Raw genomic sequence first — 24,641 nt, forward strand, 5'->3', positions numbered from 1 at the left:
ACGCTTCAGATCTCGCCTCGCTCGTCCTTCTCAAGTTGGATGCGATCGGCAAGGTTTCTTGCCTTCACGCGATGATTGCGCTTTGCCCAGCGCTCTACCGCCATTTGCCGTTTTTCCGCACGCTTCAGCAACGCACTGATCTCGTTTTCCAAGTTGAGAAAGTTTTCGTATCTGCCCATGTCGAGTTTCCCACTATCCACCGCTGCACGGATCGCGCAACCCGCATCATTCCGGTGGCGGCAATCGCGAAACTTGCATTCGGCGGCGAGCGCTTCGACATCGGCAAAACTGTCCCGCAGGGTGGTTTCGTCAGTCCACATCTGAATTTCCCGCATCCCCGGGTTATCGATCAACATGCCGCCGTTATCGAGTGGGACCAGCTCGCGTGAGGTGGTGGTGTGACGCCCTTTTCCGGTGACCTCGTTCACCTCGCTGGTCCACTGCCATTCGTCACCATACAGCTGGTTGACCAAGGTGGATTTACCAACGCCGGACGAGCCAACAATGCACATGGTGACTCCGCGTTTGAGGTATTTTTTCAGAACCTTCAAGCCATCGCCTTTGATGGCACTCGTGATGTGCACGTCGGCTTCGCTCCACAGAGCGGCAATCTCCGCCGCTGCGTTTTTACAAACCTCAGTGGGAAACGCATCCGACTTGTTGACCAGAACGACGGCCTTCGCGCCGCTCCTCCCGATTAGCATGAAATACCGCTCCATCCGGCGGATGTTGAAATCCGATCCGGGATCGGTCACCACGGCAACAATATCGACATTCGCGCCGATGACTTGCTCTTCCGAGCTTTTACCCGGCATTTTGCGTGAAAAACAAGTGCGCCGGGGCAGCGTCGCGCGGATCACATTGTCTTCATTTTCACCGCCGACCTCGACGGCGACCCAGTCTCCCACCGCTGGCAAATCCGCATCGCGTGTCGCGGCGTGCCAGACACGCCCGCACAGGATGACATCAATCTCCTCGCCGTCTCCCAGAAATGCCCCGAAATTGATCGGAGACTCGCGAATCAAGCGCGCGGGTTCCCAGCCTTTCGCCCGGTAGGGAGCGAAGGCCTTTTCCAAATCGTCGTTCCAGCCGAGGTCCTTCAAGGTCATCCGCCCTGACGCTAGCGCATCCACAGCCGGTGTCGATTCCCGGGTTTTGCAGTCGTTGCAAAAAATGGCTCACGCTTCCTTCAGAACAACTTGCGGAATTCTCGACTGCCCGATGTTTGATCTTTCCGCTTCCGATAAAGACGGCGTAGAATTTTTTTCGTGGACCCCGAAATTCAGCAAAGACTCGACGATTTTATCCGCCGCAAAGGCCTGCGGAGAACTTCCCAGCGAGACAGCATCGTGCGCTCGGTCTTCTCGAAAGACGAGCACTTCACGGCTGAGGAGATTTTTGAGCGCGTCCGCAAAACCGATGCTGATACGTCGCGCGCGACGGTGTATCGGACCCTCGGTTTGCTGGTTGAAGCCGATTTGCTGCGTGAAATCGACCTCGGGGATAACCAAACCACCTACGACCCGAATTTCCACGGCAAGCCTACGCACAATCACCTCGTTTGCATCGATTGCGGAAAAGTTCTCGAGTTCGAGGATGTGCACCTGGACGTGCTCAACGAATGCGTGACCCGGAGACTCGGCTTCAAGCCGATCCGTCAATCGATCAAAATCGAGGCAAATTGTGAGCAATTGCGGACCAAGGGACGTTGCCCTTCTCTGATTGCTACCCGTCTCAGTGGCAAGCGACTGCGCAAAAAGCGCTAGCATTTTTCCGTGGCCTCATCAGCGCTCGCGATTTCAGTTTAAAAAACTTCGTTTTTTCTGAAAGTTTTCGATGCGAATTCTGGTTTTAGGCTGAGATTGCACGTGCCCCGGCGGGCGCGTTCCGTTTCGGCCGGGTAGGGTTGAATGATTCGGTTTCCGAACCACACAATGCCTACCTTGCCGGAATGGAACTTGCCTGCTGATGATCATGATGAAGGTGCAATGAATCCCTTTTTTTGATTCAAGTTCATCCAATGATGGTGCGATCATGATTCGGTCGATCCGGTGGTTCATCCGGCACGGTTTGATTTCAGTTGTTAGAAATTGTTAGATTTGCCGCTCTGTTGATTTCCAGGTGGGTCCCCTAGTGTGATTTGGAGTGATATTTTTTAAATCAGGTAAGTGGTTTAAAAGTAAGGCTATAGCATTGGGTGGGAAAATTTGTGGTGTGAACTTTGGAATAATTCCCCTTTGAGCGATTCCTAGGAGGCGATTCATCTCAATCAACTTTCCCTACACGAATCTAACGATCCCCCAGAGCAGACTTTATGCACGACACGCCTTTTCGTACTACGATTGCCCGAGATGCACTTGCCGGTTTGGTTGTATCCCTGGTTGCCTTGCCACTATGTTTGGGGATTGCCCAGGCATCCGGTGTTCCTCCCATGTCAGGACTAATCGCCGGTGTGATTGGCGGCATTGTCGTGGGTTTTCTCAGCGGATCCCATATCAGTGTTTCCGGTCCATCAGCGGGCTATACCGCGATTGTTCTCGCACAGATTGCAGCGGTCGGCGGCAATCTTCAGGCATTGTTCCTCATGGTTTTTTTAAGTGGTTTGATCCAGCTTGGATTCAGTGCGCTGAAAGCTGGGTTTTTCTCCAACTACATTCCTAACAATGTCATCAAAGGTCTTCTGGCGGCGATTGGATTGATTCTGATTCTTAAGCAAATCCCGCATTTGATAGGTTATGATTTCGAGCCTGAGGGTGCGATGTCATTTAAGGAAAATGCAGGTGCGAATACCTTCACTTCGTTGCTGAACATGAACCTCAATTGGGGCGCTTGTATCATCGGCCTGGTTTGTCTTGCTTTCCTTTTCCTATGGGACTTGTCGCCGCTTAAAAAACTCCTGGTTCCGTCTGCATTGTTGGCGGTTCTGCTCGCCATTGGCATCAATGCGATTTTCCTCGCGACCGGATCATCACTTGCCGTGGATTCGAATCATTTGATCAATCTTCCGCTGATTCGGGAAATGGAGAATCCGCTGCATGTTCTCATGTTTCCGGATTTTAGCTATCTAACCAATCCGGTGATTTACACCGGAGCGCTCGCCATCGCGATTGTTACTTCCCTGGAGGCATTGTTAAGCATTGAAGCCGCTGATAAAATTGATCCCTATCAGCGTGCGACTCCACCGAACCGCGAGCTGTTCGCCCAGGGTGTCGGTAACTCGCTGTGCGGATTGTTAGGAGCGATTCCAGTGACCTCGGTGGTCGTCCGCAGTTCGGTCAATGCGAGCTCGGGTTCCCGGACACGCGCTGCCACGGTGATCCATGGTGTGATCCTTCTTGCCGCGATCATTGCGATTCCTTCGCTGCTGAACATGATACCACTTGCAGTGCTTGCTGCGATTCTCATCTCGACTGGCTTCAAATTGGCAAGCCCCGCCTTGTTCAAGCGCATGTATCGCGAAGGATGGAAACAGTTCCTGCCATTTGTAGCGACAGTTTCGGCAATCATTCTAACAGATTTGCTCACTGGTATCATCATCGGTCTGGTCGTCAGCACCGCATTCATCCTTCGCAGCAATCTTCGCAAAGGGGTCCGGATCATTCGTGAAAAGCATGTCGCTGGTGATCTCGTCCGCATTCAACTCGCAAGCCAAGTTAGCTTCCTGAATCGCGCAGCACTTACCACGACACTGGAAGAACTTCCATCGGGCAGCCAGGTGGTGATCGATGCCAGAACCACAGATTATATTGATCCAGACATCCATGCCTTGATTCTAAAATTCCGGAATGAACAAGCCCCTGCCCGGGAAATCGGAGTGAGCCTGGTTGGCTTCATGCCACACTACAAGTGGGACGACGAAGTGCAATATGTTGACGTCAGCACCAAGGAAGCACAGACGAAACTGACACCTCAGGATGTGCTCCAGTTGTTAAAGGAAGGAAACCGCAGATTTGTGAACGGAGACCGGCTTTATCGTGATTTGGCTCGTCAGGTAAATGTTACCGCTGGCGGCCAGCATCCCATGGCGGTGGTTCTCGGTTGCATGGATTCACGTGCCTCTACGGAGTTGTTATTTGATCTCGGTTTGGGTGATATTTTCACGGTGCGTCAGGCTGGTGCCATTGGCGGGCGGAAAGCACTTGGAAGCATCGAGTATGGCTGCAAGGCAGCGGGATCGAAACTGATTGTTGTGCTTGGTCACACAGGTTGCGGAGCGGTGACTGCGGCATGCCAAGTCGGGCATCAAAAAGCGGACCCGGTAGCCGCCACAGGCCTTAATAACATTGGCTATGTGACGGAGGTGATCCACGAAGCTTACGAAGAAGAAATCAAATGCTGTGGCGAACCTAAAGAAGTCTCGGCTGATTTCGTCGACCGTGTTGCCCGGCGCAACGTGCTCCGGACCATGAAATACATTCGTGAAAATAGCGATGTCTTACGCGAGATGATCGAGACCAATCAGATCGCGGTCGTCGGTGCGATGTATGACATCCGGTCCGGTCAGGTGGACTTTTTTGAAGCCGACCCGGCATCAGCGCTCAAAGGCCTGCCGACCGAAGAGCCGATTGCCATCCCGGCCTGATCCCTTTGTTTGGAAGTCGATAAGCTCGTCTCCTTCTCATTCGAGGGAGGCGGGCTTTGATGTTCTTAGACGAATGCTTTGAAAACGAAATCCGCGAGGATGGCTTCGTGGGAATCGTTAGAAATCCGCAAACAGGTCCATCTGCGGTGAGTTTGCCTTTGGCAGCTGGTGATCCTGAACGGTGTCTTTGGCCTTCGGGCCTCGGGTTTTGGCTTCAGGCTTCACCGAGTGGAGCTCAAGGTGCGAAAGGATGGCCTTTGCACGTTCGACCACGGGTTTTGGCAGACCCGCAAGACGGGCAACCTGGATGCCATAGGATTTGTCTGCGGCGCCAGGCAGGATCTTGTGCAGGAAAATGATCTCATCATTCCATTCTCGCACCGCAACGTTGTAGTTGGCTACGGCAACCTTCGTATTCGCAAGGTCGGTCAGCTCGTGATAATGGGTGGCGAACAAAGTGCGGCAACCGATGACATCGTGCAAATGTTCGGCGACGGACCAGGCAATCGATAAGCCATCAAAGGTCGCGGTGCCACGGCCGATTTCATCCAGAATGACCAGTGATCGATCGGTCGCGTGATTGAGAATCAGCGCGGTTTCGCTCATTTCGACCATGAAAGTGGATTGGCCGCGCGAGAGATCATCCGAGGCGCCGACACGGCAGAAAATCCGATCCACTAGACCGATCGTAGCTTCTTCCGCAGGGACAAATGCGCCGATCTGCGCCATCACGGCAATGAGGGCAATCTGGCGGATGTAGGTGGATTTTCCCGCCATGTTGGGACCTGTTAGAATCTGCAGCCGTGCATCCTCGGGATCGAGTTCTGTATCGTTCGGAACAAACTTGGTATCGGTCAGGGTTTGTTCCAACACCGGATGGCGGCCATCTTTGATGAAGAAGTCCTTGCCTTCGTGCAAATTCGGTCGGCAGTGTCGGTGGAGTTGTGCCGTTTCCGCCAATGCGCACAGCACGTCAATTTCTGCGACTGCTGCTGCGGTTTCCTGCAAACGTGAAAGGTGTGTGACCACCTGCGACCGGAGTTGGAGGAATAATTCATTCTCCAATTGCTTTGAACGTTCTTCCGAGCCCAGCACCTTGTTCTCCATTTCCTTCAGGCCGGGCGTGATGTAGCGCTCGGCGTTGGCCATGGTTTGCTTCCGGGTGTAGTCGTCTGGAACTTTGGAAAGATTGGAAGTGGTAACCTCGATGAAGTAGCCGAAGACGTTGTTGAATTTGATCTTCAGCGAATCAATTCCAGTGCGCTGCCGCTCATCTTCCTGCAATCGGGCGATCCAGTCTTTTCCGCCACGTGCTGCGGATCGGAGTTCATCCAATTCCTGGGACCAGCCGTCGCGGATGATCCCGCCATCCCGCAGATTGGCCGGAGGCTCATCGGCGAGTGCAGCGGCAAGTAAATCGGTTAGATCCGTAAAATCATGGAGTGCGTTTACCAATGCGGAGTCTTCGGAAATGAGTGAGCTCAGGTCATCCTTGAGCTCAGGGATATGGGTGAGGGAAATCCCCAATGACTGAAGATCACGAGCATTGCCGGAGCCTTGGGAAAGCCGGGAAGTGGTGCGCTCAATGTCACGGATGCCTTTCAGCGAGTCACGGCATTTGGAAAGCAGGAACGGCTCTGCTAGAAAAGCGGCGATGATATCCTGGCGAGCTGTTAGAGTGGAGAGATCACGCAACGGATGGAGAATCCAGTCGCGCAGAAGTCGGGCTCCCATCGGCGTGGCGGTTCGGTCGAGCACGCCTAACAATGTGTGCGCCTTGCCTGAGCGTGAGTCGACCAGATCGAGATTGCGTTGGGACGAGGCGTCGATCAGGACGTGGCTTTCGCTTTCGCGGACGCGCGGTGGGCGAAGATGTCCGCAAGGACGCCGCAGTTGGTGCAGCAGGTAATGCAGGATCGCCCCGGCGCATCCGCTTGCCGCGTGGAGTTCGGAGCAGCCGAAGCCATCGAGTGAATGAACGTTGAAATGATCCTTCAGGAGTTGCGTGGCATGCTCCGGGAGGAACGAGTAACCATCGTAGACCATGCAATTCACCAACGCACCGAATTCGTCCGTTTGGTGATCCGGGATCAGGAGTTCGGAGGGCGAAAGGCGAGCGATTTCATCGGTCAGCTGACCGTCATCGGCGAATTCGGCGATGGTGAATTCACCAGTGGTGTGATCGACGCAGGCCAAGCCGAGCTTTTTACCATGACGGAACACGGCAGCCAGGTAGTTGGGGCGTTGGTCGTCCAGCAAGGTGAGATCATCAATGGAGCCGGCGGTTAGAATCCGGGCAATTTCGCGTTCGACGAGTTTTCCCGGTTTCGGCTCTGAGGTCTGTTCGGCTATCGCGACTCGTTTGCCGGCTTTCAACAGGCGGGCAATGTAGCCCTGGGCTGCATGGTATGGGACCCCGCACATTGGGTAGCCGCCGCGTTTTGTTAGAGCAACATTGAGAATGGGCGCGGCAGTCTTCGCGTCCTCGTAGAACATCTCGTAAAAGTCACCAAGACGGTAAAACAGGATGATGTCTGCGGGCAAAGATTTCCGCATGGCCAGGTATTGGGCCATCATCGGAGTCGGGGTGGACGCGGACATGCCCACAGCCTGAGGGTTGGGAAAAAAAGATTCCAGATTGAAGACGAAGAAATCATCGGAAAGTGGAATCACAACTTCATCTGCAATCGGTTGCAGATGGATTTTCCGTATTTGATGGAATTTCTGATCGGACGAAATCCAGTATTTTCAAACGATTGCAGACTTTTGGGCACCCGCTGAAATATGGATCTGTGATAGCTGTTGTTGGATTTTGCGGGGCTATTTTCAGTTGAGATATCAGGGTGGTCCTTTAGCTACAGGAGTATGCCGGAACCAATGTGGACAAAAACTGAGCAGCGGTGGTTCGCCACGATGGCGTTAGTGTGGGCGGTTTCAGCCATGCCAGCTGGAGCGGTGGACCAAGTTTGGACGGGGGCAACTGCAAGTTTTGCGGATGCTTCGCTTTGGACTGGAGATGGCCAGATTCCCGGCAGTGGCGACAATGCTTTTGTCAACAATGGTGGCACGGTGCAGATCGGTGCCTCAGATCCAGCTTGGTCACTAACAGACCTTCGTGCGGGTGAATCGCTCGATAGCTCGGGAACCTATATGCAAAGCGGCGGCACGGTGACCGCCGTAGGGTGGCTGCGGCTCGGATTTGGCAATGGCGCGACCGGCTCGTATACGCTGAGCGGCGGAACTCTGAACTTGGCGAATCGGGCCTATCTGGGGGCGAAAGACGGAAGCCAATCCGCAGGCGGAAATGGGATTTTAACCATCACCGGTGGTGTTCTGAATCATACAGCATCCGGTCAATACATCACGGTCGGTAGCAGAAATACCGGAGATTACGGCCACTTGGCGACAACTGGAAAGATTTTGCAATCTGGCGGCACGTTGAACGTTTCAGGACAGCTTTTCATCGGAAATGGTAGCGCGGGTTCAGACACCCTGGCTGGAACTTATGAATTGAGTGGCAACGGTGCGCTGAACATCTCGAACTGGTTTGTGCTCGGCCGCGGCGGGTCGATGGGGCAGATGGAGATGTCCGGCGGAACGGTTGTAAAAACCGGCACATCGACCAGTGTGATCCTGGGGATCAGCTCAACAGGTCGCGGCACCCTCAATCAAACCGGCGGAGTTTTTACCAATACGGAAAGCCCGACCTGGTTTGGTGAATCGGGGGGCAGCGGATATTGGAATCTGAGCGGCGACGCGGAGGCGGTTCTCGGAAACGTTTATCTGGCTCAGAGCGCGACTTCTACCGGTGAGTTCAACCTGAATGGCGGAACTCTCAGTTTGATCCATTTCGATCCTGCTGTCTCCGATCCAGCAGGCACGACTTACTCGAAAGTTCTTTTCAACGGCGGGACCTTGAAAGCCAGAGCGGACGATGGGAATTTTTTGCCAATCAGCGTGACCACCGCAGAAATCGCATCGGGCGGCGCAGTGGTCGATAGTGATGGTTTTGATATCACCTTTGACCAAGCGCTTACCAGTACAGGGGGCGACGGTGGCTTGATCAAAAAAGGCGCGGGCACTTTGCTTCTGAATGGGGAAAATGCCTATTCGGGCATGACCTCTGCCACCCAGGGGGAATTGATTTTGAATGGCTCGATCGATGCTCCCGCTCCGCCGTCAGATTATCATGGAACAATCGGTGAGTTCTCCTGTGCTTCGCTCACCTTTTCCGCTGCAGCTCGGATGCTCGTAGAAATCGATAGCTCCGGCGTGCTGGCCGATCATGTTTCGGTTGCTGGCAATGTCGAATTGGGTAACGCCGAGCTGGTTGTTAGCGATGTTGCCAACGAAGTGTTGCCGCCTGGGACTCGTCTGGAATTGATCAAGTACGAGGGTAACCTTACAGGCGCGTTTTCCAATGCGGCTGATGGTGCGGATCTAACCATTGGATCTAACACTTTTAAAGTGAACTACCATGATACATCCGCCGTGACCCTTACGATTCCGGGAGAAGTTGGAATCTCACTGGAAGACTGGCTTTCTGAAAAAATAGCCGACGAATCGCAGCGCGATCTCATGGCAGATCCCGATCGGGACGGGCGTGAGAATCTGCTGGAATTTGCTCTGGATGGCGACCCGATGTCCGCGACGGATGATGGGAAAATGACGATGTCGGTGGCATCTCCAGAAAGTTCTGCAAATGCGGTGATGTTAACCTTGCCGGTGCGCACAGGAGCACAGTTTTCCGGAACCGGTCCCATGACTTCGCTGCCTGTCGATGGGCTTTCTTACATCATCGAAGCCTCAACCGATCTCGTCGATTTTACCTCGTTGGGGATTCACGAGGTCGGGGTGCTTTCCACGGATGGAATGCCGGATCTGTCCGCGGGATGGAATTATCGGCGGTTTGTCGTCTCATCCTCACCCGACACACCAAGCCCGCGGCAATTCATGCGAGTGCGGGTGATCCGTGCCAATGCCCAATAATTCGAGTCTCTAACATCTACTTCCGCTTTTTATGAAATTGAATCTTTTAACCTGTGCTGGTGTCGGACTGCTGAGTTTGTGGGGCATTCCATGTTCAGCTCAAACCGGTGGCGACGTGCAAGTCTCCGAAGGGGCTACATTGGGTGGCAATGGCGCTGTTGGTGGTGCCGTGACGGTGAATGGAGATTTCGCCCCAGGCCCCAGTGAGGCATCACTTTTTGCCGGAAATCCGGTGATCCCGGGTTGGACGGCTGACCCCGAAGGAACCATTTTTGGCAATCGCTACTGGATCTATCCGACTTATTCAGCGCCTTACGATCAGCAGGTTCATTTCAACGCTTATTCGTCCACAGATCTGGTCAAATGGCAGGTTCATCCCCGGGTTCTGGAAACGAAAAATATCAGTTGGGCGACCCGTGCGTTGTGGGCACCATCCATTATCGAAAAAGACGGGAAGTATTATATCTTTTTCAGCGCGAATGATATTCAAAGCGATTCGGAAACCGGTGGCATCGGGGTTGCCGTGGCGGATCAGCCTGAAGGCCCGTTTATGGATTTGTTAGGTGCACCATTGGTCGGGAAATATTACAACGGAGCCCAGCCCATCGATGCGTTTGTCTATCATGACGATGATGGCAGTTATTACCTCTTCTACGGTGGTCATAGTCATTGCAATATAGCCAAGCTGAAGGATGATTTCAGCGGTTTTCAATTGATGACCGGCAGGCGCAGCCTGTTTGTTGAAATCACTCCAACTGACTACGTGGAAGGACCTTTCGTGTTCAAGCGGAATGGGAAATACTACTTCATGTGGTCTGAAGGCGGTTGGACTGGGCCGGACTATCGCGTTGCTTACGCCATGTCTGATTCGATCCAGGGGCCTTGGACACGGATCGCCACGATTCTCCAGCAGGATGCCGAAATCGCGACCGGAGCCGGTCATCACTCGGTGATTCACAATTCGAACACGGATCAATATTACATGGTCTATCACCGCCGCCCACTTGGTGAAACGGATGGCAACCATCGTGTCACCTGCATCGATGAAATGCATTTCGATGAGAACGGCCTGATCGTGCCCATGACGATGACGTTCAAAGGGGTGAAGGCCGATCCTTTGCCGCAGGATTAAAGCAAAAACGCGCCGGGTCGATCTAACCCGGCGCGTATTAAGTTGGATCTAACCAATGGTGGATTCTTAGCGGATCCGCTCAAGCAACCATGGTAGCAGCGCGTCGATGGCGATACGCTCCTGCTCCATCGAATCACGATGGCGAACGGTGACGGTGCCCTTCAGCTCATCACCGCTTTCACCGAGCGTTTCGAAATCGATCGTCACGCAGAACGGAGTGCCGACCTCGTCCTGGCGGCGATAGCGGCGGCCGACGGCACCACCATCATCGTAAGAAACGGTCATCCACTTCTGGAGTTGTTTCTGGATGTCGCGGGCAATCTTGACCTGCTCTTCGTTCTTTTTGAGGAGTGGGAAAATGCCAACTTTCACAGGAGCCATGGACGGTTTGAACCGCAGTACGGTGCGGACGTCCTGCTTACCCTTTTCATCAGTAAGCGTCTCTTCATCGAAGGCTTCGCAAATGAGCGCGAGGATCGTGCGATCGCAACCCGCAGATGGTTCGACCACGTGCGGCAGGAACTTCTCCTTGGTTTCCTCGTCGAAGTAGATCAACGATTTACCAGCACCCTTTTCGTGCACGCCCAGGTCGTAGTCGGTGCGGTAGGCGACACCCTCAAGCTCTTGAACGCCGAATGGGAATTCGTATTCAATGTCGTAGGTTTTCTTCGAATAGAACGCGCGCTCGCCGTCCGGGATGTCCAGAACATGCAGCTTTTCCCGCGGAATACCGATTTCATCGTAGAAGCACAGGCGTGTCTCCAGCCATTCGTCGGTAAGGCGCATGCCGTCGTTCGGGTGGCAGAAATATTCGATCTCCATTTGCTCGAACTCACGCGAGCGGAAGGTGTAATTCCGTGGGTTGATTTCGTTGCGGAAGGATTTGCCGATCTGGGCGATACCGAACGGAAGCTTGATGCGGTTGGAATCGAGCACGTTCTTGTATTGCACGAAAATCGACTGGGCCGTTTCCGGGCGCAGATAGGCAATTTGATCGCCCGTAGCACCGAAATTGGTCTGCAGCATCAGGTTGAACTGTCGCGGCTCGGTGAGTAGCGATCCATTCTCAGGGTTGAAGCGGGTGGTGCCGGTGACTTCCTCGCGACGCTCTTCGACCAGCTCGATTTCCTTTGGGGAAATCTGTTTGTTGGAAAGGAATTCAGCGTAATATTTCCGGGCGGTTTTGTGAGCGCTGCCGATTTCCGCACCAGGTGCCACGAGCACTGCAAATTCGCGCTGGACGCTCCAACCCGACGCCGGGTGGCTCGCAGCGGAGAACCAGACTGCGGTTCCATCCTGTTCCGGAATTTGGTCCGCGCGCAGGCGTGCCTTGGTGAGCAAGCAGTCGCTCATCGGGTCGCTGAATCCACCAACGTGGCCGGACGAAACGAGGACTTGTTCCATGGTCAAAATGGATCCATCCATGCCGACGACGTCGTCACGTTCCTGAACCGTTTTCCGCCACCAGTATTCCTTGAGGTTGCGCTTCAGCTCGGCACCCAATGGGCCGTAGTCCCAGACGCCGTTGAGGCCGCCGTATAATTCTCCCGCCTGGAAAATGAATCCGCGACGCTTGCACAGCGACACGATTTTTTCCATGCGGGCGGGATCGGTGACATCTTTATTGGCCATTGTTTGAACGGGTTGGGGCGCGGATAGAATCAGGCCCAGGGGGTTGAGGCAAGACAGGATTGGTGGCCAAATCGCTGCTTGGATGCGCGTCCCTTGATTGCTCAAAGCGTGAATTTCCGGGAATTCCGCCGAGATTTTCATCAAAAATGACACCGGCTCGCACTGGCCGGTGATGATTGGCCATCCACCTCCGATCGCGTTTTCGGGGTCGATCGGAGGTGGGGAAAATGCCGAATTACATCAGCTGTGCGCCGGCTTCGGCGAGTTCGGAGCGTTCACCGCGATTTAAGGCGACGTGTGCGACGAATGACTGACCTTTCAGGCGGTTGCGGGTGTAGACGAGGCCGTTGCTGCGGCTGTCGACGTATGGATTGTCGATCTGGGCCGGGTCGCCGACCAAAACCAATTTGGAATCACGGGACATCCGGGTGACGACCGTTTTCGCTTCCTGCGGGGTGAGCTGCTGAGCTTCATCCAGTACGAAAAAGCGGTTCGGGATCGAGCGTCCGCGGATGTAGCAGAGCGCCTCGATTTCGAGGATGCCTTGCTCCATGAGCAGCTCGTAAGGCTTCTTGACCGGAGCGGCGCCTGGCATCGGCTTCTGCTGCTTGCGCTTTGGTCCAAGTGGGGTGTTAGGGCGCATCAGCAGGTCCAGGGCATCGTGGATGGGCTGCAACCATGGACGCATTTTTTCATCCAGAGAGCCTGGTAAAAATCCGAGCTGGTCACCCATCGATACCACCGGGCGGCTCACGGTGATGCCGTTGTATTTGCGATTGAACATTTCGTGCAACCCGGCGGCGACAGCGACCAGGGTCTTGCCGGTGCCGGCGTGGCCGTAGCAGGTGACCAACGAGATTTCCGGATTGAGCAATGCATCAATCAGGCAGCGTTGGCCAAGGTTGAGCGGTTTGAGCGACTGGCCATCCGGAATTTTCAAGGCATCCGGAATGTTGAGTCGGACAAAGGCACCGTCCATGGTGAGCCGGGCGGGGATGGTCTGTTTTTCACCTGCTCCTAACAAAACATACTGGTTGGTGACGACGCCGATTCGGCGTTCTTCGTCCAGATCCAGATGTCCGGCGCTGGCAAATCGTTGCAGCTCAGACGGGTCCACTTCAATACGACGGACGTCGTAGTTTGAAACTTCCCGTGCGTCGACCTTGTCATTGAGGTAGTCTTGGCATTCGATGCCGGTGGCCCGCGCCTTCAGCTGCATGTTGATATCCTTGGTGACAAGGACCACTGGCGCTTTGTTATACTGCATCAGTAGTAAACAAGCGGCGAGAATACGGTGATCAACGCGCTCGCGGTCAGGGAAGACCCGGTGGAATCGATTGAGCTGTTCGGAATTTTTCGGGCAGCTTGCCGGATCGTAAATTACTAGACGGATCGTACCTCCTTCGGGAGTTACGACGCCACGCGTGACTTTTTCAGAGCAGGAAAACATTTCGGTGAGCCTGCGGTGTACACGACGGGCATTGGCACCGCGCTCGCTTTGTTCGGATTTGAACTTGTCGAGTTCTGCAAGCACGTCGACCAGGATGCACAAGTGATTCTCTTTAAAGCGCTCAAGAGCTGCCGGATCGTGCAGTAGAACGTTGGTATCCAATACGTAGTTTTTGACTTGCTGGGACGGAGCGGTCAGGCCGAAGTCGGCGGGTTTCGGGCGGCTTCCGGTGGTCCGGCGCCGGACTCGATGATCAACTTGGGTGACTTCTTCAAACAATCCGGCTTGAGACTCCTCAGTCTGGTTAATCATGGTTGGGGTTGTTGGGTGGTGCGAAAAGGCGGGTAACGGAGGAGCGATTGGCCGGCCCGCCGCCGACAATCGCAAATGCCACAAATGGTGGCCAAGTAGTACCACTTCTAATCAAAGTACTATCATCTTCTCCATGTTGCGGAGAGATTCAATCAGAAATGAAGTGTTTGCCTATAATTCGCAAAAACTCTCATTGGCCGGGATGAAATCACGACCTGATGTTGGAATGACTTGATCCAAGCCGGTCCATCATGTTAGGGCGCACAAGACTGATGAATCGAACTCAAATGATTTGAGTGACGATTTCGCCGCGGCGGATTTTACCCAGTTCGCTAAGTGGCAGTTTTTCTAAAAATACTGTCTGCTCAAGACGGCGAAAGCCGGGGGCGGACTTGTTGTAATTTTGTAAAACTTCGTGGGTCGCTGCACAATCATGGGATTTTGCAAAAACAACAACCAGCCGATGTTCATTGCGCGCGGATGGCAATGCAACGACGGCAAATGTTCCGGTCGCGATTTCGCCGCCGGAGAGTGTGACGATTTCGTGCTCAATCGCCAGCGGATCAACCAGCTCACCCATGATTTTGACCATCAAGTCCCCGCGACCCAGCGGAGTTAAGGTTTCCTGATCTAACAAAACCCGATCCGCGGTTTGATGCCATGGCGATTGACGTGCGGAGAAAACCCAGTTGCCGTTGCTGAACTCCAGAATTCCGGTGAAAAGTGCGGGGCCTGAAATGCTCAAGCGATTCTCGTCATCGGTCCGGGTTTTCCAGATGGGCAGGATCGGGATATTGCCCGTCTGATACGGCTTATCTAGTAGATCTAACGATTGGGTTGCGATCTGCGAGCAGGCCTCGGTCATGCCATAGCTGGCAAGCACCGGCCAGCCGAGATCTCGCGCGGCCTGGCCGGTGGCAACATCGAGCTTGCCGCCGCCGACCACGATGGCTTCTAGCGATTTCGGCGCTGTTTGGCGGGTGCTGACCAAGTCATGGACTTGCGTGGGGACGAGCGAAAGATGGCTGATTTTTTCGCGTTCAAGCCACTGCGTGAATGCGACGGGTTGCCATTTTGATTCGAACCGGCTCCAGTTGCAGGCGGCTTCAAAGGTGCGGGCCATGACCCCGAAGCCACCGACGTGGTGCAAGGGGAGAGACAGGCCCCAGCGCGAGGTTTCATCGACCTTCAGGTGTCGGTTGACGGCAGCTGCGGATAGCAAAAGTGCTTCTTTGGAGAGCACGATCCATTTGGGTTTGCCAGAGCTTCCGGAAGTTTCGAATAGCAACTGCCCGCCGATGTCCGGATGATCCGTCAAGGTGCCTGGGAATCCCGCCGGGGCGAACCATTCGCGTGTCATCCAGAATCCTGGATCCATCAATAAAGTCGGGTCCATGGCAGTGCATCAAGGTAATCATCGAACCCAAGACCGGTGCCGTCTGGAATGGTGAATTCCGGTTTCCAGGCACCCAGCTGTTCACTAGCTTCATCCGGTTCGAAGAGATGGTGGGTTTGTAATCCGCAAACTCCGACAAGGCCGGGGAGTTGCAGTTCCAATCTGGCCGCTTCCCAGGCTGCGAACGCCTGGCCTAACGGGTGATCCATATAACTTGTTAGAATGGCTCGCTGCGAGTTTTGCAGCGCGGCTTCACCTAACAGATAGGGTTCATCCACTGCTGGCTTGATCACCATGACCTGAGCCGATTTGCTTTGGGGAGCGGACTCACGATCGACCGCCAGGTTGACGCGCGTTTGGCGGTTAAGATTTTTCCAAACCTCATCCGAGTATGGGCATGGATCTTCAAGGAAATCGATCGCGCGCCGCACCTTCTCGGGCAAACCTAGTAGAAACTTTCGAACTGCTTCAGCATCGGCTGATTCATTGAAATCGATGCGCCACTTGAGCTGCGGATATTCCTGCGACATCAATTCCAGGAAGTCCGCTTCTTTTTCAAGATCATGGCCGGCCTTGAGTTTGATCATGTCGAAGCCTGCATCCACCGCTTGATTCACGTTCGCGGCGTCACTGCTGGTGAGTGTCGCATGGCTGCGCGGCACTTCCATTTCTTCAAACAGGGACTCACTGGCCTGGCGGGCGACCTGATCGTATTCCGCACAGCGCAAGGCACGACGGACGATGGGATAGCGCTGGGGGCCCTGAAGGTCCTCAAGGCATTTTTCCAGGCTTGGATCGCCCAATTCCGGCCACGGGTGGATGCAGCCAAAACCATCGCCAACCCGGATGAGCGCTCCCTCAAATTCACGGCGACGTGAGATCGCGTTGAGAAATCCCCGGCTGCGCATGCGGTAGCGGGCAACCAGTGGTTTTTGATGGGTCGGCAAAATCATGGACATCTGCCCCGTCGATACGGCTGCGCGGCGTCAGAGTCAAACTTCGCGAACACGGCGGATTCTGCCGCGCCATTTGATGTCATTTCCAAATTGCTCGAAGGTGAGCCCGTCCAGATGCAGAGCGGGATCCATCCCGGAACCGCCGAGCGCGGGCAGCGGGCCGCCGCACAGCATTGGAGCCATGTAGGCGACGACCTCATCGATCAGCCCGGCTTCCATCATGGCCGCTGAAAATCTTCCGCCCGCTTCGACCAAAACCGTGAGAATACCTTGGTCCCGAACCAGTTCACGCAGTGTTTGTTCCAAATGATCCCGTTCGCGAAGCAAGGTCCGGTCCTTCCATTCATCGACCAATAATGGAGCGTCGCTCGGTAAGGAATCGGGCTGCGCGGTGGCGATGACACGCCATGGCTGGGAGCGGCCCGCGAGGAGCTCGGGGTCGCGAATGGTTAAGGCTGGATGGTCACGACGGACCGTTTCTCCACTGGTCAGGATGGCATCGACCGTGGAGCGAAGCCGTTGCACGTCCTGCCTCGATTCCGGGTTGGTCAGCCATTGGCCTTCACCAGGTGGCCGGGTGATCCGGCCATCCAGACTCATGCCGGTTTTCCAAATGACCCACGGGAGGCCGCTGCGCTTGACCTTGAAAAATGGGCGCAAAATCTCCACCGCAGCTTTTGATTGCACGCCCGATACCACCTCGATCCCGGCGGCTTTCAGGATCGCGTCCGCGCGTCCGGCATGGTCCGGGTTTTCGTCGGTGCAGGCGTAAACGACACGACGGATGCCGGCCTCAATGATACCGGCGGTGCATGGTGGCGTCCGGCCGTGGGTCGAGCATGGCTCGAGCGTGACATAAATGCAGGATCCGCGGATTTCCTCGTCGCCCACCGACTTTCTGGCATCTGCCAGGGCTTCCCGTTCAGCGTGCGGATGCCCGGCCATGCGGTGCCAACCCTTGCCCAGGACCTGACCGTTTTTGACAATCACTGCACCCACCGGTGGATTTGGCGCAGTCCGGCCGATGCCTTTGCGCGCTTCTTCCAATGCCAGGTTCATCCATTGGTCGTCATCGGTCGGCATGAGTTTGGCTAAGCTAGCAGGCAGGGTTGGGCAAGTGGTCCGTGTTATGGCTGGAGTTCAAAGCCCGATCGTTTGCCGAAAGTTCGCGTAAGCGGCGTCCCAGTCGTCAGTGTCCTGTGGCTTGAAAACTTTGAAATCGAACGAGCGGCGGACCAGATCGCGCCCGGCGGTGAAATCTTTGAGATATCCTCCGCCGACCATTTGGGTGACGACGTTGCCGCACGAGGTTGCTTCGACGGGGCCGGCAATGACCTCAATACCAAGCGCATCGGCAGTGGCTTGGCAGAGAAGTTCGTTTTGAATCCCGCCGCCGCCGGCGTTGAGACGCGGATAGGATCGGCCAGTCAGGGCGCAGATGCGCTCGTAGACGACGCGGTATTTCAGAGCCAGCGAATCGGTGGCGATGCGCAAGATCGTGCCTTTGTCGGCAGGGACTGATTGGCCGGACTGTTCGCACCAGACGCGGATTTTCTCCGGCATATTTCCTGGAGTTGCGAAGACTGGATCGTCGGGATCGATGAAGGCCGAAAAAGGCTTTGCGGCACGAGCGAGCTCCGCCATTTCCGCGAAGCTGATCGTTTCGCCATCCAGGACCCATTGGCGGCGGCATTCCTGAAGTAGCCAAAGCCCCGCGATATTTTTCAGAAATCGGACGCTGTCTTGCACTCCAAGTTCATTGCAAAACCCGTGGCTCAAGGCTTCAGCGGTGGTGACCGGGGTGCTTGTTTCGATTCCCATGATCGACCAGGTGCCGGAGGAGAGCCAGAGGTTGTCCGAGTCGCTGATCGGGATTCCGGCGACGGCGGCAGCGGTGTCGTGGCTGGCGGTCGCGATCACAGGGATGCCATCCATGCCAATGGCATCCGCGACTTCCTTGCGGATTGGGCCAAGAACCGTGCCGGGGGGCACGATTTTGCCAAAGATTTTACGCGGCAGTCCCAAGGCCTGAATCACTTCGTCCGACCAGTCGCCCGTATGCGGGTCCAGCAATTGCGAAGTGGAGGCAATGGTGCGCTCGATCGCCGGTTCACCAGTGAGCCAGAATGCGAGCAGATCGGGGATGAAAAGCAGGTTTTCGGCATGCAGCAGGCCGGGGCTTTTGCGTTGAGCCTCGGCGAGTAGCTGGAGCGAGGTGTTGTAAAAATTCGTCTTCAGGCCGGTTTTTTCGAAAATCTCTGCCTCAGGCATCAGGGCGTGCATGAGATCCGCCATGCCCTCAAAGCGCGAATCGCGATATTGATGTGGCATGCCGAGAAGCGATCCGCGGTGATCTAACAGGCCGAAATCCACCGCCCAGGTATCGATGCCGATGGAGACGATTTTCTCGCCGTAGCGCTGCACCGCGAGCCTCAGGCCTTCGAGAATTTCCCGATAAAGGCCAATCAGGTTCCAGTAGGAGCCATCGGGTAGTTCCGTGCCGGGGTTGTCGAACCGATGCACATCTTCCAGCGTAACGGTGGAAAAATCGGTCCGCGCTGCGAGGACGCGCCCGCTACCGGCTCCCAGGTCAACGGCGATGAAAACTTTCTCTGTCATGGGTTTCGCTGTCAGCCTTTCGAAAGGTGGCGAGGGTTGCAATCCGGAATGCGGAGAACTCGATGAAGCTGTGGCTTGCCACCGTGCGACAAATCCGATCAGAATTTGTCATGAGTTCGAAGGAAGCCGGCGAGAGGGCTGGCTACCGCATTGCTGCTGGAATCTGCCTGTTGATCGGTGCTTGCATGCTGGTCATCCTCGCTTGGTTTCGCGAGACTCCGGCGTTCTGGACGAATGCCGGTGGGTATCCGCTTTGGCTCCGGGATTTGGTGCAGATGGGCTTTTATCCGCTGCTGTCTTTAGTGGTGTTCACTCTGATTTACCACAGCTGCGTGCTTTTTTCTCACTGGCGTGGCTCTGCGCAACTGTGGCTGATCCAGGCTTCACTCATCGCCGGAGCATGGATCATTGTCGCCTCAGCCGCGAGTCTGGCATTTGCCAACAACATCGTGAACCTCATCGAGCATCGTGATCTCCACAGTCACCCGCGGAAATCGTTCCAACCGGACGATCTCATGAAGCCGCGTGACTGATGGATCAAGGCGCGAGGTGCAGCTCGAACGGCACGTTTTTGAAATGAGTCCGGGTAAAGCTTTTCGCTTTTTTATCGGAAACAAAGGCGTCCAGCTCCTCAGGTTTTGCAAAAAAGTGATCCGTCATGGCCCCAAGTTTGGTGTGATCCATCAGCACGCACTTCCAGAGTGAATGCTCCAGCATCATCCGTTTCAGTCGGGCCTGATCAGGGTTGGGTTCGCCGATGCCAAGTGTCGGGTTGAAGCCGCCACCGGAGAAGAAGAACCGGTCAATTCTCAGCATACGCAGCGAGGTTTCGGTTAGAAATCCGTGATAGCGCCGACCACGTCGATCGAATGATCCGCCAAGCTGCACCAGCTCGATTTCATCGCGGATCGCAAGGCGATCGACCACCGCTTGCGAGTAAGTCACCACGCGCAGGCTCAGATCGGTCGGCAATTGTGAGGCGAACTCCAGAGCGGTGGAACTGGCGTCGAGCAACAAGGTTTCACCTGCTTGGACCAGCTGGGTTGCTTCGCGGGCAATCGCGATTTTTTCCTCCAGTTGTCGTCCTTCCCGTTCCGATTGGGGCGGTTCGTTCAAGGAAAAGGAAACATCCATTGCGCCACCGTGGGTGCGCCGCAGGTGTCCCATTCGCGCGAAGTAATCCAGATCTCTCCGGATGGTTTCTTCGGTCACGTTGTATTCCTGTGCGAGCTGGGTGGTTCGCACGGTGCCCTCCCGGCGGGCTTGATCGAGGATTCTACGTTGGCGCTCCGCGGCGATCATGTGGGTATTTGTGGGATTTTCCTTGATTTGGTTTGCTTGCTATTACACTTCCTCACTCATCAAACCGCATCGTTAACCGGGGTCAAAGCCCAAAAATCAACCGGTTGTCGATCTGGCGATTCGAATTCACCGGCCAGCATCTCAGTTTCTGGGGTGTTGAACATTCCTTTGTTAGAAAAACCCACCCGTGCAAGCTCCCGTTCAGCTCAGTAATCCAGACGTTGTCCTCATCGGCAGCGGCATCATGTCGTCGAATCTTGCTGCCCTGCTCAAGCGGTTGCAGCCGGATCTCACGCTACAGATTTACGAGGTGACGGACGAACTGGCGCAGGAAAGTTCCCACGGCTGGAACAACGCCGGCACAGGCCATGCCGGCTTGTGCGAACTGAGCTACACGCCCAAACGCGAGGCAGATGGCTCGGTCAACGTTGCGAAAGTCATCGAGATTTTTGAGCAATTCGAGCAAAGCAAACTCTTCTGGAGCTATGCTGTCCGCAGCGGAATGGTGGCGGAACCAAAGGAGTTCATCAACCCCGTGCAACACCTGAGTTTCGTGCATGGTCAGGAACAGGTGGATTTCCTCAAGGCGCGTCACGCCGGGATGAGCGCTCACCATTTTTTCTCGGAAATGGAATATAGCACGGACCGCGAAACCATCGGTTCGTGGGCACCGCTGTTGATGGAAGAGCGGCCAGCTGGCCCAGTCGCCGCGACCCGTGTGGCGGGAGGAACGGACGTCAATTTTGGCGCCATCTCGCGCAAGCTGCTTCATTGGATTTCACAACAGGACGGATGCGCCATCGCGACCGGTCATCGCGTCACCGATTTGCGCCAATTGGCCGACGGGTGGGAAGTTACCGTGGAAAATCTTGCGACCCGCGCGATCACGAAAACCCACACGAAGTTTGTTTTCGTCGGTGCTGGCGGCGGCAGTTTGCCCTTGTTGCAGAAGTCCGGAATCAAGGAGGCGAAAGGGCTCGGCGGATTTCCCATCGGCGGCCAGTGGTTGGTTTGCGACAATCCTGAAATCGTCGCCAAGCATCAAGCGAAGGTTTATGGACAGGCGCTCGACGCCGCTCCGACCATGGCGGTGCCGCATCTCGATACGCGGATTTTAGATGGCAAGAAGACCTTGTTGTTCGGCCCGTTTGCAGCCTGGACCACCAAGTTTTTGCACAAGAAAGGAAGCGCGCTGGATTTGCCGCGCTCGGTGAAACCGGACAACATCGCGACCTTGATCAAAATCGGAATTCATAACCTGGATCTCGTGAAGTATCTGGTCCAGCAAGGCACCCAAAGCATGGCGGATCGGATGGAAGTCCTGCATGTGTTCTATCCCGGAGCGGAGGAAAAAGATTGGAAACTCATCGACGGCGGCATCCGCGTGCAGGCGATCAAAAAGACGGATGGCGAAGCGGGAATCGTTCACTACGGAACCGAAGTGATTACGGATTCCACCCGCACCATTTCCGCTTTGCTGGGAGCTTCACCGGGGGCGTCGGTCAGTGTTCATATCGTATTGGAGGTGATCAAAAATTGTTTCCCGCATTTGATCAAGTCCGAGGAAGGTAAAGCCCGGATGAAAGAGATGATTCCAACTTGGGATGTTGATATCAAATTGCCTGCAAATGCGGAATTTTATCGAGAACATAGTCAACGCGCGAATGAAGCGTTGAATTTGATATCATTGTGATATTTGAGTTGAATGATGGGTGACGGTGCGAAACAGTGGCTTCGAAATGTTCACCAACTTTCATTCCTGATCCGGTTGCCCACGCTTGCTTGGCAAGTGTGACGAGTAACCGCACGCACGCCGATGGCGGTGCGTTTATGGTCTGCGCCGCAATGGTTTAACGCGGCGTGACTTCAATCAATTAGATCAGGATAGAATCATGTACTCATTTCACGATTCGGAAGAATCGTGCCCGCTCACTCGTGTCGCGATAACCATTATCGATGGCAGACCGTGGAACGCGCGCCTCCTCCGAAACAATCATTTCCGGCAACATTGCCACCAGTTAGGAAGAACCTTCCGACAGTCCCACCCCGTTACCGATCCACTCAAACCCATGATCCGGCGGCTTGTCGGAGTGATGTTGGCTCGCTCCCGATTGATGACTGACACGCATCCTTCGGAATTTCCACTCGTTCCGGTTCTCGTCCGCATTGCGGCATATTCCAGTAATTGGATTCGCCAGCCAGAGGCTTGGAATCCAATTGAAGGGTTGTCTGCGAAAGAAACCCTATCGAGTTTGTTAGATCATCTTTTCGTTAGATGGCCGGTGCCGGGCTTTTTTAAATCGGCTTGGCTTGAAAAAGGAGATCTCAAGTATTTGGAGCGTGACTGGTTTTGTCACCTCGCGAGCGGTGGAAGCTTGCGGGATGTGGCAGGCATGCCACCGAGTCTTTCCGCGCGGGCATTGCATCTGGCGATGCAGGCACCAGAAGGGTATTCCATCCGTCAGGCACTGCGCTGGGGGCAGGTGAAATCACTCCAGGGCAGCGATCAACTTCTTTCCCATGTTCTCTCAAGTCGCATGGTGAGGGACTTGTCCAATGATGCGATCTGGTCCCGCCTGTTAGAGAAAGTGATTCGCGCCCGGAGATTTGATCCAAAGTGTTTTGGACTGATTGCGGATGCGTTAAGTGATCCTCTTGGTAAAGGGAATTTCCCGCGTGCTCAATCTTTAGTGTCACTTCCGCTTCCGGAGTTGATTCGGAACAGTCGTGCCTTCTGGCGAAGGCTGCTGGAACTTGGCATCGAGAATGGCATCCATTTCAGAAAGCCGGATATCGACTCGCCGCACATTCGGGCAGAGTTGTTAAAACTCAATTCCAGTGCGTGGCTTCCGTTCATCAATGGCCCGACATTTGAACGAGATTACTCGAACTCGGAGAGACACCAGAAGCTGGTCGCAAAAATCCAGGAGCTGACCGACTATCAATCGCTGATCGCTGAAGGCATGCACATGAGGCACTGTGTTTCCAGCTATTGGAGAAAGTGTCGTGCTGGCAAAAGTGCGGTTTTCAGTTTGCAGATTCACGCCGACTGCCAGGGGGAAGTCACGGTGGATCGGCTGCTGACCCTGGAAGTGGATTGTGCTCGCAGGCGGGTCATCCAGGTTCGTGGCCCGCGGAATCGATGGATCCATGATCGGCAGATACCGGCGGTTCGCGAATGGGCGGATCAAAATCGGCTAGCCTTGTAGGACGGTCATCGAAATACTCCCGGCATCTTCTACGTTTTGTTGACATGCCACATCCCTTCTTCAAAGCAGCCAGGACTTTGATCCTGGCTGCCGCTTTCCTGAATGCCTGTTTCGTTACTGCCGCTGAGAAGCCCGGAACATTTCATAATCCGGTCAACCCATCTGCGGATCCATGGATGACTTGGTATGATGGATATTACTATCTTTCCACCACTCAGGGGAACTGTGTGAGGTTGTGGAAAGCGAAGTCGATCGTGGACCTCAAGGACGCTGAGCCAGTCACGGTTTGGGAAGGCGGAAAGGGCGTTTGGGCGGCGGAGTTTCATCAGCTTGAATCCGAAGGGAAAAAGCGCTGGTTCTGCTATTTCACCAAAACAGACGGCCCGGATGAAGGGCACCGGATGTTTGTGATGCAGAGCAAAACATCGAAGATCACCGGACCTTATGACAAGCCGGTGAAGATCAACACCGATCCCAAGGATGAGTTTTATGCCATCGATGGAACGGTGATGACCATGCCCGATGGGACTTCCTATTTCCTGTGGGCAGCGCACCCCGGGCACATCATCCGGATTGCAGAGATGGAGAACCCGTGGACGCTGAAAGGCGATAGTGTTTACCTGCCGGCATCAGGGTTTGGCTGCCCTGAAGTTCGCGAGGGTCCATTCGCCATCCACCACGGAGATCGCATGTTTCTTACCTATTCTGCCTGTGATACGGGTAAGCCGGACTATGCCGTCGGTGTGCTATGGATGAAGGATGATGAGAATCCACTCCTGCCTGATTCCTGGCACCAGGTGAAAAAGCCGCTGCTGCGCCGGGAGGATAAAAATGAGGTGTTCGGCCCAGGGCATCATTCCTTCTTCAAATCCCCGGATGGGAAAGAGGACTGGATCGCATATCATGCGAAGACGACATCGGAGTACACTTATTCCGGAAGAAGCACCCGCATCCAGCAATTGCTGTGGGATCGCAAAGGCATGCCGATCCCCGTCGTGCCGGAATCACTTGATACCGCGATCAAATTGCCTTCGGGCGATCCACGCGCCAGAAGATGAAAAG

17 protein-coding genes are annotated in these 24,641 nt (G+C 54.9%); 8 read left to right on the forward strand and 9 right to left on the reverse strand.

All coding sequences use genetic code 11. The annotated features are described in order from the left end of the window. Positions 1-5 precede the first annotated feature (5 nt). The gene (gene rsgA / locus JIN85_RS05650) at positions 6-1,133 is read right to left on the reverse strand and encodes a ribosome small subunit-dependent GTPase A (protein WP_325108439.1); all 1,128 of its coding nucleotides are present in this window, start codon (positions 1,131-1,133) and stop codon (positions 6-8) included. Positions 1,134-1,268: 135 nt separating this feature from the next. Here rsgA and JIN85_RS05655 point away from each other — a divergent pair, with 135 nt between their 5' ends. Continuing rightward, on the forward strand, positions 1,269-1,766 hold the full coding sequence (locus JIN85_RS05655; RefSeq protein ID WP_200268490.1) for a Fur family transcriptional regulator: 498 nt from the start codon (positions 1,269-1,271) through the stop codon (positions 1,764-1,766). Between the two features lie 548 nt (positions 1,767-2,314). After that, positions 2,315-4,582 (forward strand): SulP family inorganic anion transporter, encoded by a 2,268-nt coding sequence (locus tag JIN85_RS05660; RefSeq protein ID WP_200268492.1) that lies wholly within the window; start codon positions 2,315-2,317, stop codon positions 4,580-4,582. 117 nt (positions 4,583-4,699) lie between these two features. On the opposite strand, the gene mutS is transcribed toward JIN85_RS05660, so the two are convergent. Next, the gene (gene mutS, locus JIN85_RS05665) at positions 4,700-7,183 is read right to left on the reverse strand and encodes a DNA mismatch repair protein MutS (protein WP_234047257.1); all 2,484 of its coding nucleotides are present in this window, start codon (positions 7,181-7,183) and stop codon (positions 4,700-4,702) included. Between the two features lie 339 nt (positions 7,184-7,522). On the opposite strand from mutS, the gene JIN85_RS05670 reads away from it, so the two are divergent. Both JIN85_RS05670 and JIN85_RS05675 read left to right on the forward strand, forming a co-directional pair. Next, complete coding sequence (locus JIN85_RS05670; RefSeq protein WP_200268494.1) at positions 7,523-9,571, forward strand: autotransporter-associated beta strand repeat-containing protein; 2,049 nt, start codon at positions 7,523-7,525, stop codon at positions 9,569-9,571. A 31-nt stretch (positions 9,572-9,602) separates the two neighbouring features. After that, positions 9,603-10,703 carry a glycoside hydrolase family 43 protein gene (locus JIN85_RS05675; protein ID WP_200268496.1) on the forward strand — a complete coding sequence of 367 codons (1,101 nt, stop codon included), beginning with the start codon at positions 9,603-9,605 and terminating at the stop codon, positions 10,701-10,703. A gap of 66 nt (positions 10,704-10,769) precedes the next feature. Here the strand turns inward: JIN85_RS05675 and JIN85_RS05680 are convergent, their stop codons facing one another. From JIN85_RS05680 to JIN85_RS05705, 6 genes are all read right to left on the reverse strand, one after another. Then, complete coding sequence (locus tag JIN85_RS05680) at positions 10,770-12,335, reverse strand: glycine--tRNA ligase (RefSeq protein WP_200268498.1); 1,566 nt, start codon at positions 12,333-12,335, stop codon at positions 10,770-10,772. A 235-nt stretch (positions 12,336-12,570) separates the two neighbouring features. Next, positions 12,571-14,097: a PhoH family protein gene (locus JIN85_RS05685; protein WP_200268500.1), complete on the reverse strand. Its 1,527-nt coding sequence runs from the start codon at positions 14,095-14,097 to the stop codon at positions 12,571-12,573. Between the two features lie 283 nt (positions 14,098-14,380). Continuing rightward, positions 14,381-15,493 (reverse strand): AMP-binding protein, encoded by a 1,113-nt coding sequence (locus JIN85_RS05690; protein ID WP_200268502.1) that lies wholly within the window; start codon positions 15,491-15,493, stop codon positions 14,381-14,383. Continuing rightward, complete coding sequence (locus tag JIN85_RS05695) at positions 15,475-16,446, reverse strand: enolase C-terminal domain-like protein (protein WP_200268504.1); 972 nt, start codon at positions 16,444-16,446, stop codon at positions 15,475-15,477. The genes JIN85_RS05690 and JIN85_RS05695 overlap by 19 nt, the downstream gene beginning before the upstream one ends. 39 nt (positions 16,447-16,485) lie before the next feature. Further along, positions 16,486-17,532: a bifunctional diaminohydroxyphosphoribosylaminopyrimidine deaminase/5-amino-6-(5-phosphoribosylamino)uracil reductase RibD gene (gene ribD / locus JIN85_RS05700; RefSeq protein ID WP_200268506.1), complete on the reverse strand. Its 1,047-nt coding sequence runs from the start codon at positions 17,530-17,532 to the stop codon at positions 16,486-16,488. 57 nt (positions 17,533-17,589) lie between these two features. Continuing rightward, entirely contained in the window at positions 17,590-19,068 is a 1,479-nt protein-coding gene (locus tag JIN85_RS05705) for a rhamnulokinase (RefSeq protein ID WP_200268508.1), read from the reverse strand. A gap of 110 nt (positions 19,069-19,178) precedes the next feature. Between JIN85_RS05705 and JIN85_RS05710 the strand changes: the two genes are divergently transcribed. Continuing rightward, on the forward strand, positions 19,179-19,601 hold the full coding sequence (locus JIN85_RS05710; RefSeq protein WP_200268510.1) for a hypothetical protein: 423 nt from the start codon (positions 19,179-19,181) through the stop codon (positions 19,599-19,601). Positions 19,602-19,605: 4 nt separating this feature from the next. On the opposite strand, the gene JIN85_RS05715 is transcribed toward JIN85_RS05710, so the two are convergent. Next, complete coding sequence (locus JIN85_RS05715; RefSeq protein ID WP_200268512.1) at positions 19,606-20,370, reverse strand: DeoR/GlpR family DNA-binding transcription regulator; 765 nt, start codon at positions 20,368-20,370, stop codon at positions 19,606-19,608. Positions 20,371-20,614: 244 nt separating this feature from the next. On the opposite strand from JIN85_RS05715, the gene mqo reads away from it, so the two are divergent. The 3 genes from mqo (at position 20,615) to JIN85_RS05730 (ending at position 24,637) form a co-directional block, all read left to right on the forward strand. After that, positions 20,615-22,063: a malate dehydrogenase (quinone) gene (gene mqo, locus JIN85_RS05720; protein WP_200268609.1), complete on the forward strand. Its 1,449-nt coding sequence runs from the start codon at positions 20,615-20,617 to the stop codon at positions 22,061-22,063. Positions 22,064-22,439: 376 nt separating this feature from the next. Beyond that, entirely contained in the window at positions 22,440-23,579 is a 1,140-nt protein-coding gene (locus tag JIN85_RS05725; RefSeq protein WP_200268514.1) for a PcfJ domain-containing protein, read from the forward strand. Positions 23,580-23,623: 44 nt separating this feature from the next. Continuing rightward, entirely contained in the window at positions 23,624-24,637 is a 1,014-nt protein-coding gene (locus JIN85_RS05730; RefSeq protein ID WP_200268516.1) for a glycoside hydrolase family 43 protein, read from the forward strand. The last annotated feature ends 4 nt before the right edge of the window (positions 24,638-24,641 follow it).

The sequence above is a fragment of the Luteolibacter pohnpeiensis genome (assembly GCF_016595435.1).
GTDB lineage: Bacteria > Verrucomicrobiota > Verrucomicrobiia > Verrucomicrobiales > Akkermansiaceae > Luteolibacter > Luteolibacter pohnpeiensis.

Coding starts and splice junctions, on each gene's coding strand:
- JIN85_RS05660 (WP_200268492.1), top strand. CDS start 2,315: ATGCACGACACGCCTTTTCGTACTACGATTGCCCGAGATGCACTTGCC.
- mutS (WP_234047257.1), bottom strand. CDS start 7,183: ATGTCCGCGTCCACCCCGACTCCGATGATGGCCCAATACCTGGCCATG.
- JIN85_RS05670 (WP_200268494.1), top strand. CDS start 7,523: ATGCCAGCTGGAGCGGTGGACCAAGTTTGGACGGGGGCAACTGCAAGT.
- JIN85_RS05675 (WP_200268496.1), top strand. CDS start 9,603: ATGAAATTGAATCTTTTAACCTGTGCTGGTGTCGGACTGCTGAGTTTG.
- JIN85_RS05680 (WP_200268498.1), bottom strand. CDS start 12,335: ATGGCCAATAAAGATGTCACCGATCCCGCCCGCATGGAAAAAATCGTG.
- JIN85_RS05685 (WP_200268500.1), bottom strand. CDS start 14,097: ATGATTAACCAGACTGAGGAGTCTCAAGCCGGATTGTTTGAAGAAGTC.
- JIN85_RS05690 (WP_200268502.1), bottom strand. CDS start 15,493: ATGGACCCGACTTTATTGATGGATCCAGGATTCTGGATGACACGCGAA.
- JIN85_RS05695 (WP_200268504.1), bottom strand. CDS start 16,446: ATGATTTTGCCGACCCATCAAAAACCACTGGTTGCCCGCTACCGCATG.
- ribD (WP_200268506.1), bottom strand. CDS start 17,532: ATGCCGACCGATGACGACCAATGGATGAACCTGGCATTGGAAGAAGCG.
- JIN85_RS05705 (WP_200268508.1), bottom strand. CDS start 19,068: ATGACAGAGAAAGTTTTCATCGCCGTTGACCTGGGAGCCGGTAGCGGG.
- JIN85_RS05710 (WP_200268510.1), top strand. CDS start 19,179: ATGAGTTCGAAGGAAGCCGGCGAGAGGGCTGGCTACCGCATTGCTGCT.
- JIN85_RS05715 (WP_200268512.1), bottom strand. CDS start 20,370: ATGATCGCCGCGGAGCGCCAACGTAGAATCCTCGATCAAGCCCGCCGG.
- mqo (WP_200268609.1), top strand. CDS start 20,615: ATGTCGTCGAATCTTGCTGCCCTGCTCAAGCGGTTGCAGCCGGATCTC.
- JIN85_RS05725 (WP_200268514.1), top strand. CDS start 22,440: ATGATCCGGCGGCTTGTCGGAGTGATGTTGGCTCGCTCCCGATTGATG.
- JIN85_RS05730 (WP_200268516.1), top strand. CDS start 23,624: ATGCCACATCCCTTCTTCAAAGCAGCCAGGACTTTGATCCTGGCTGCC.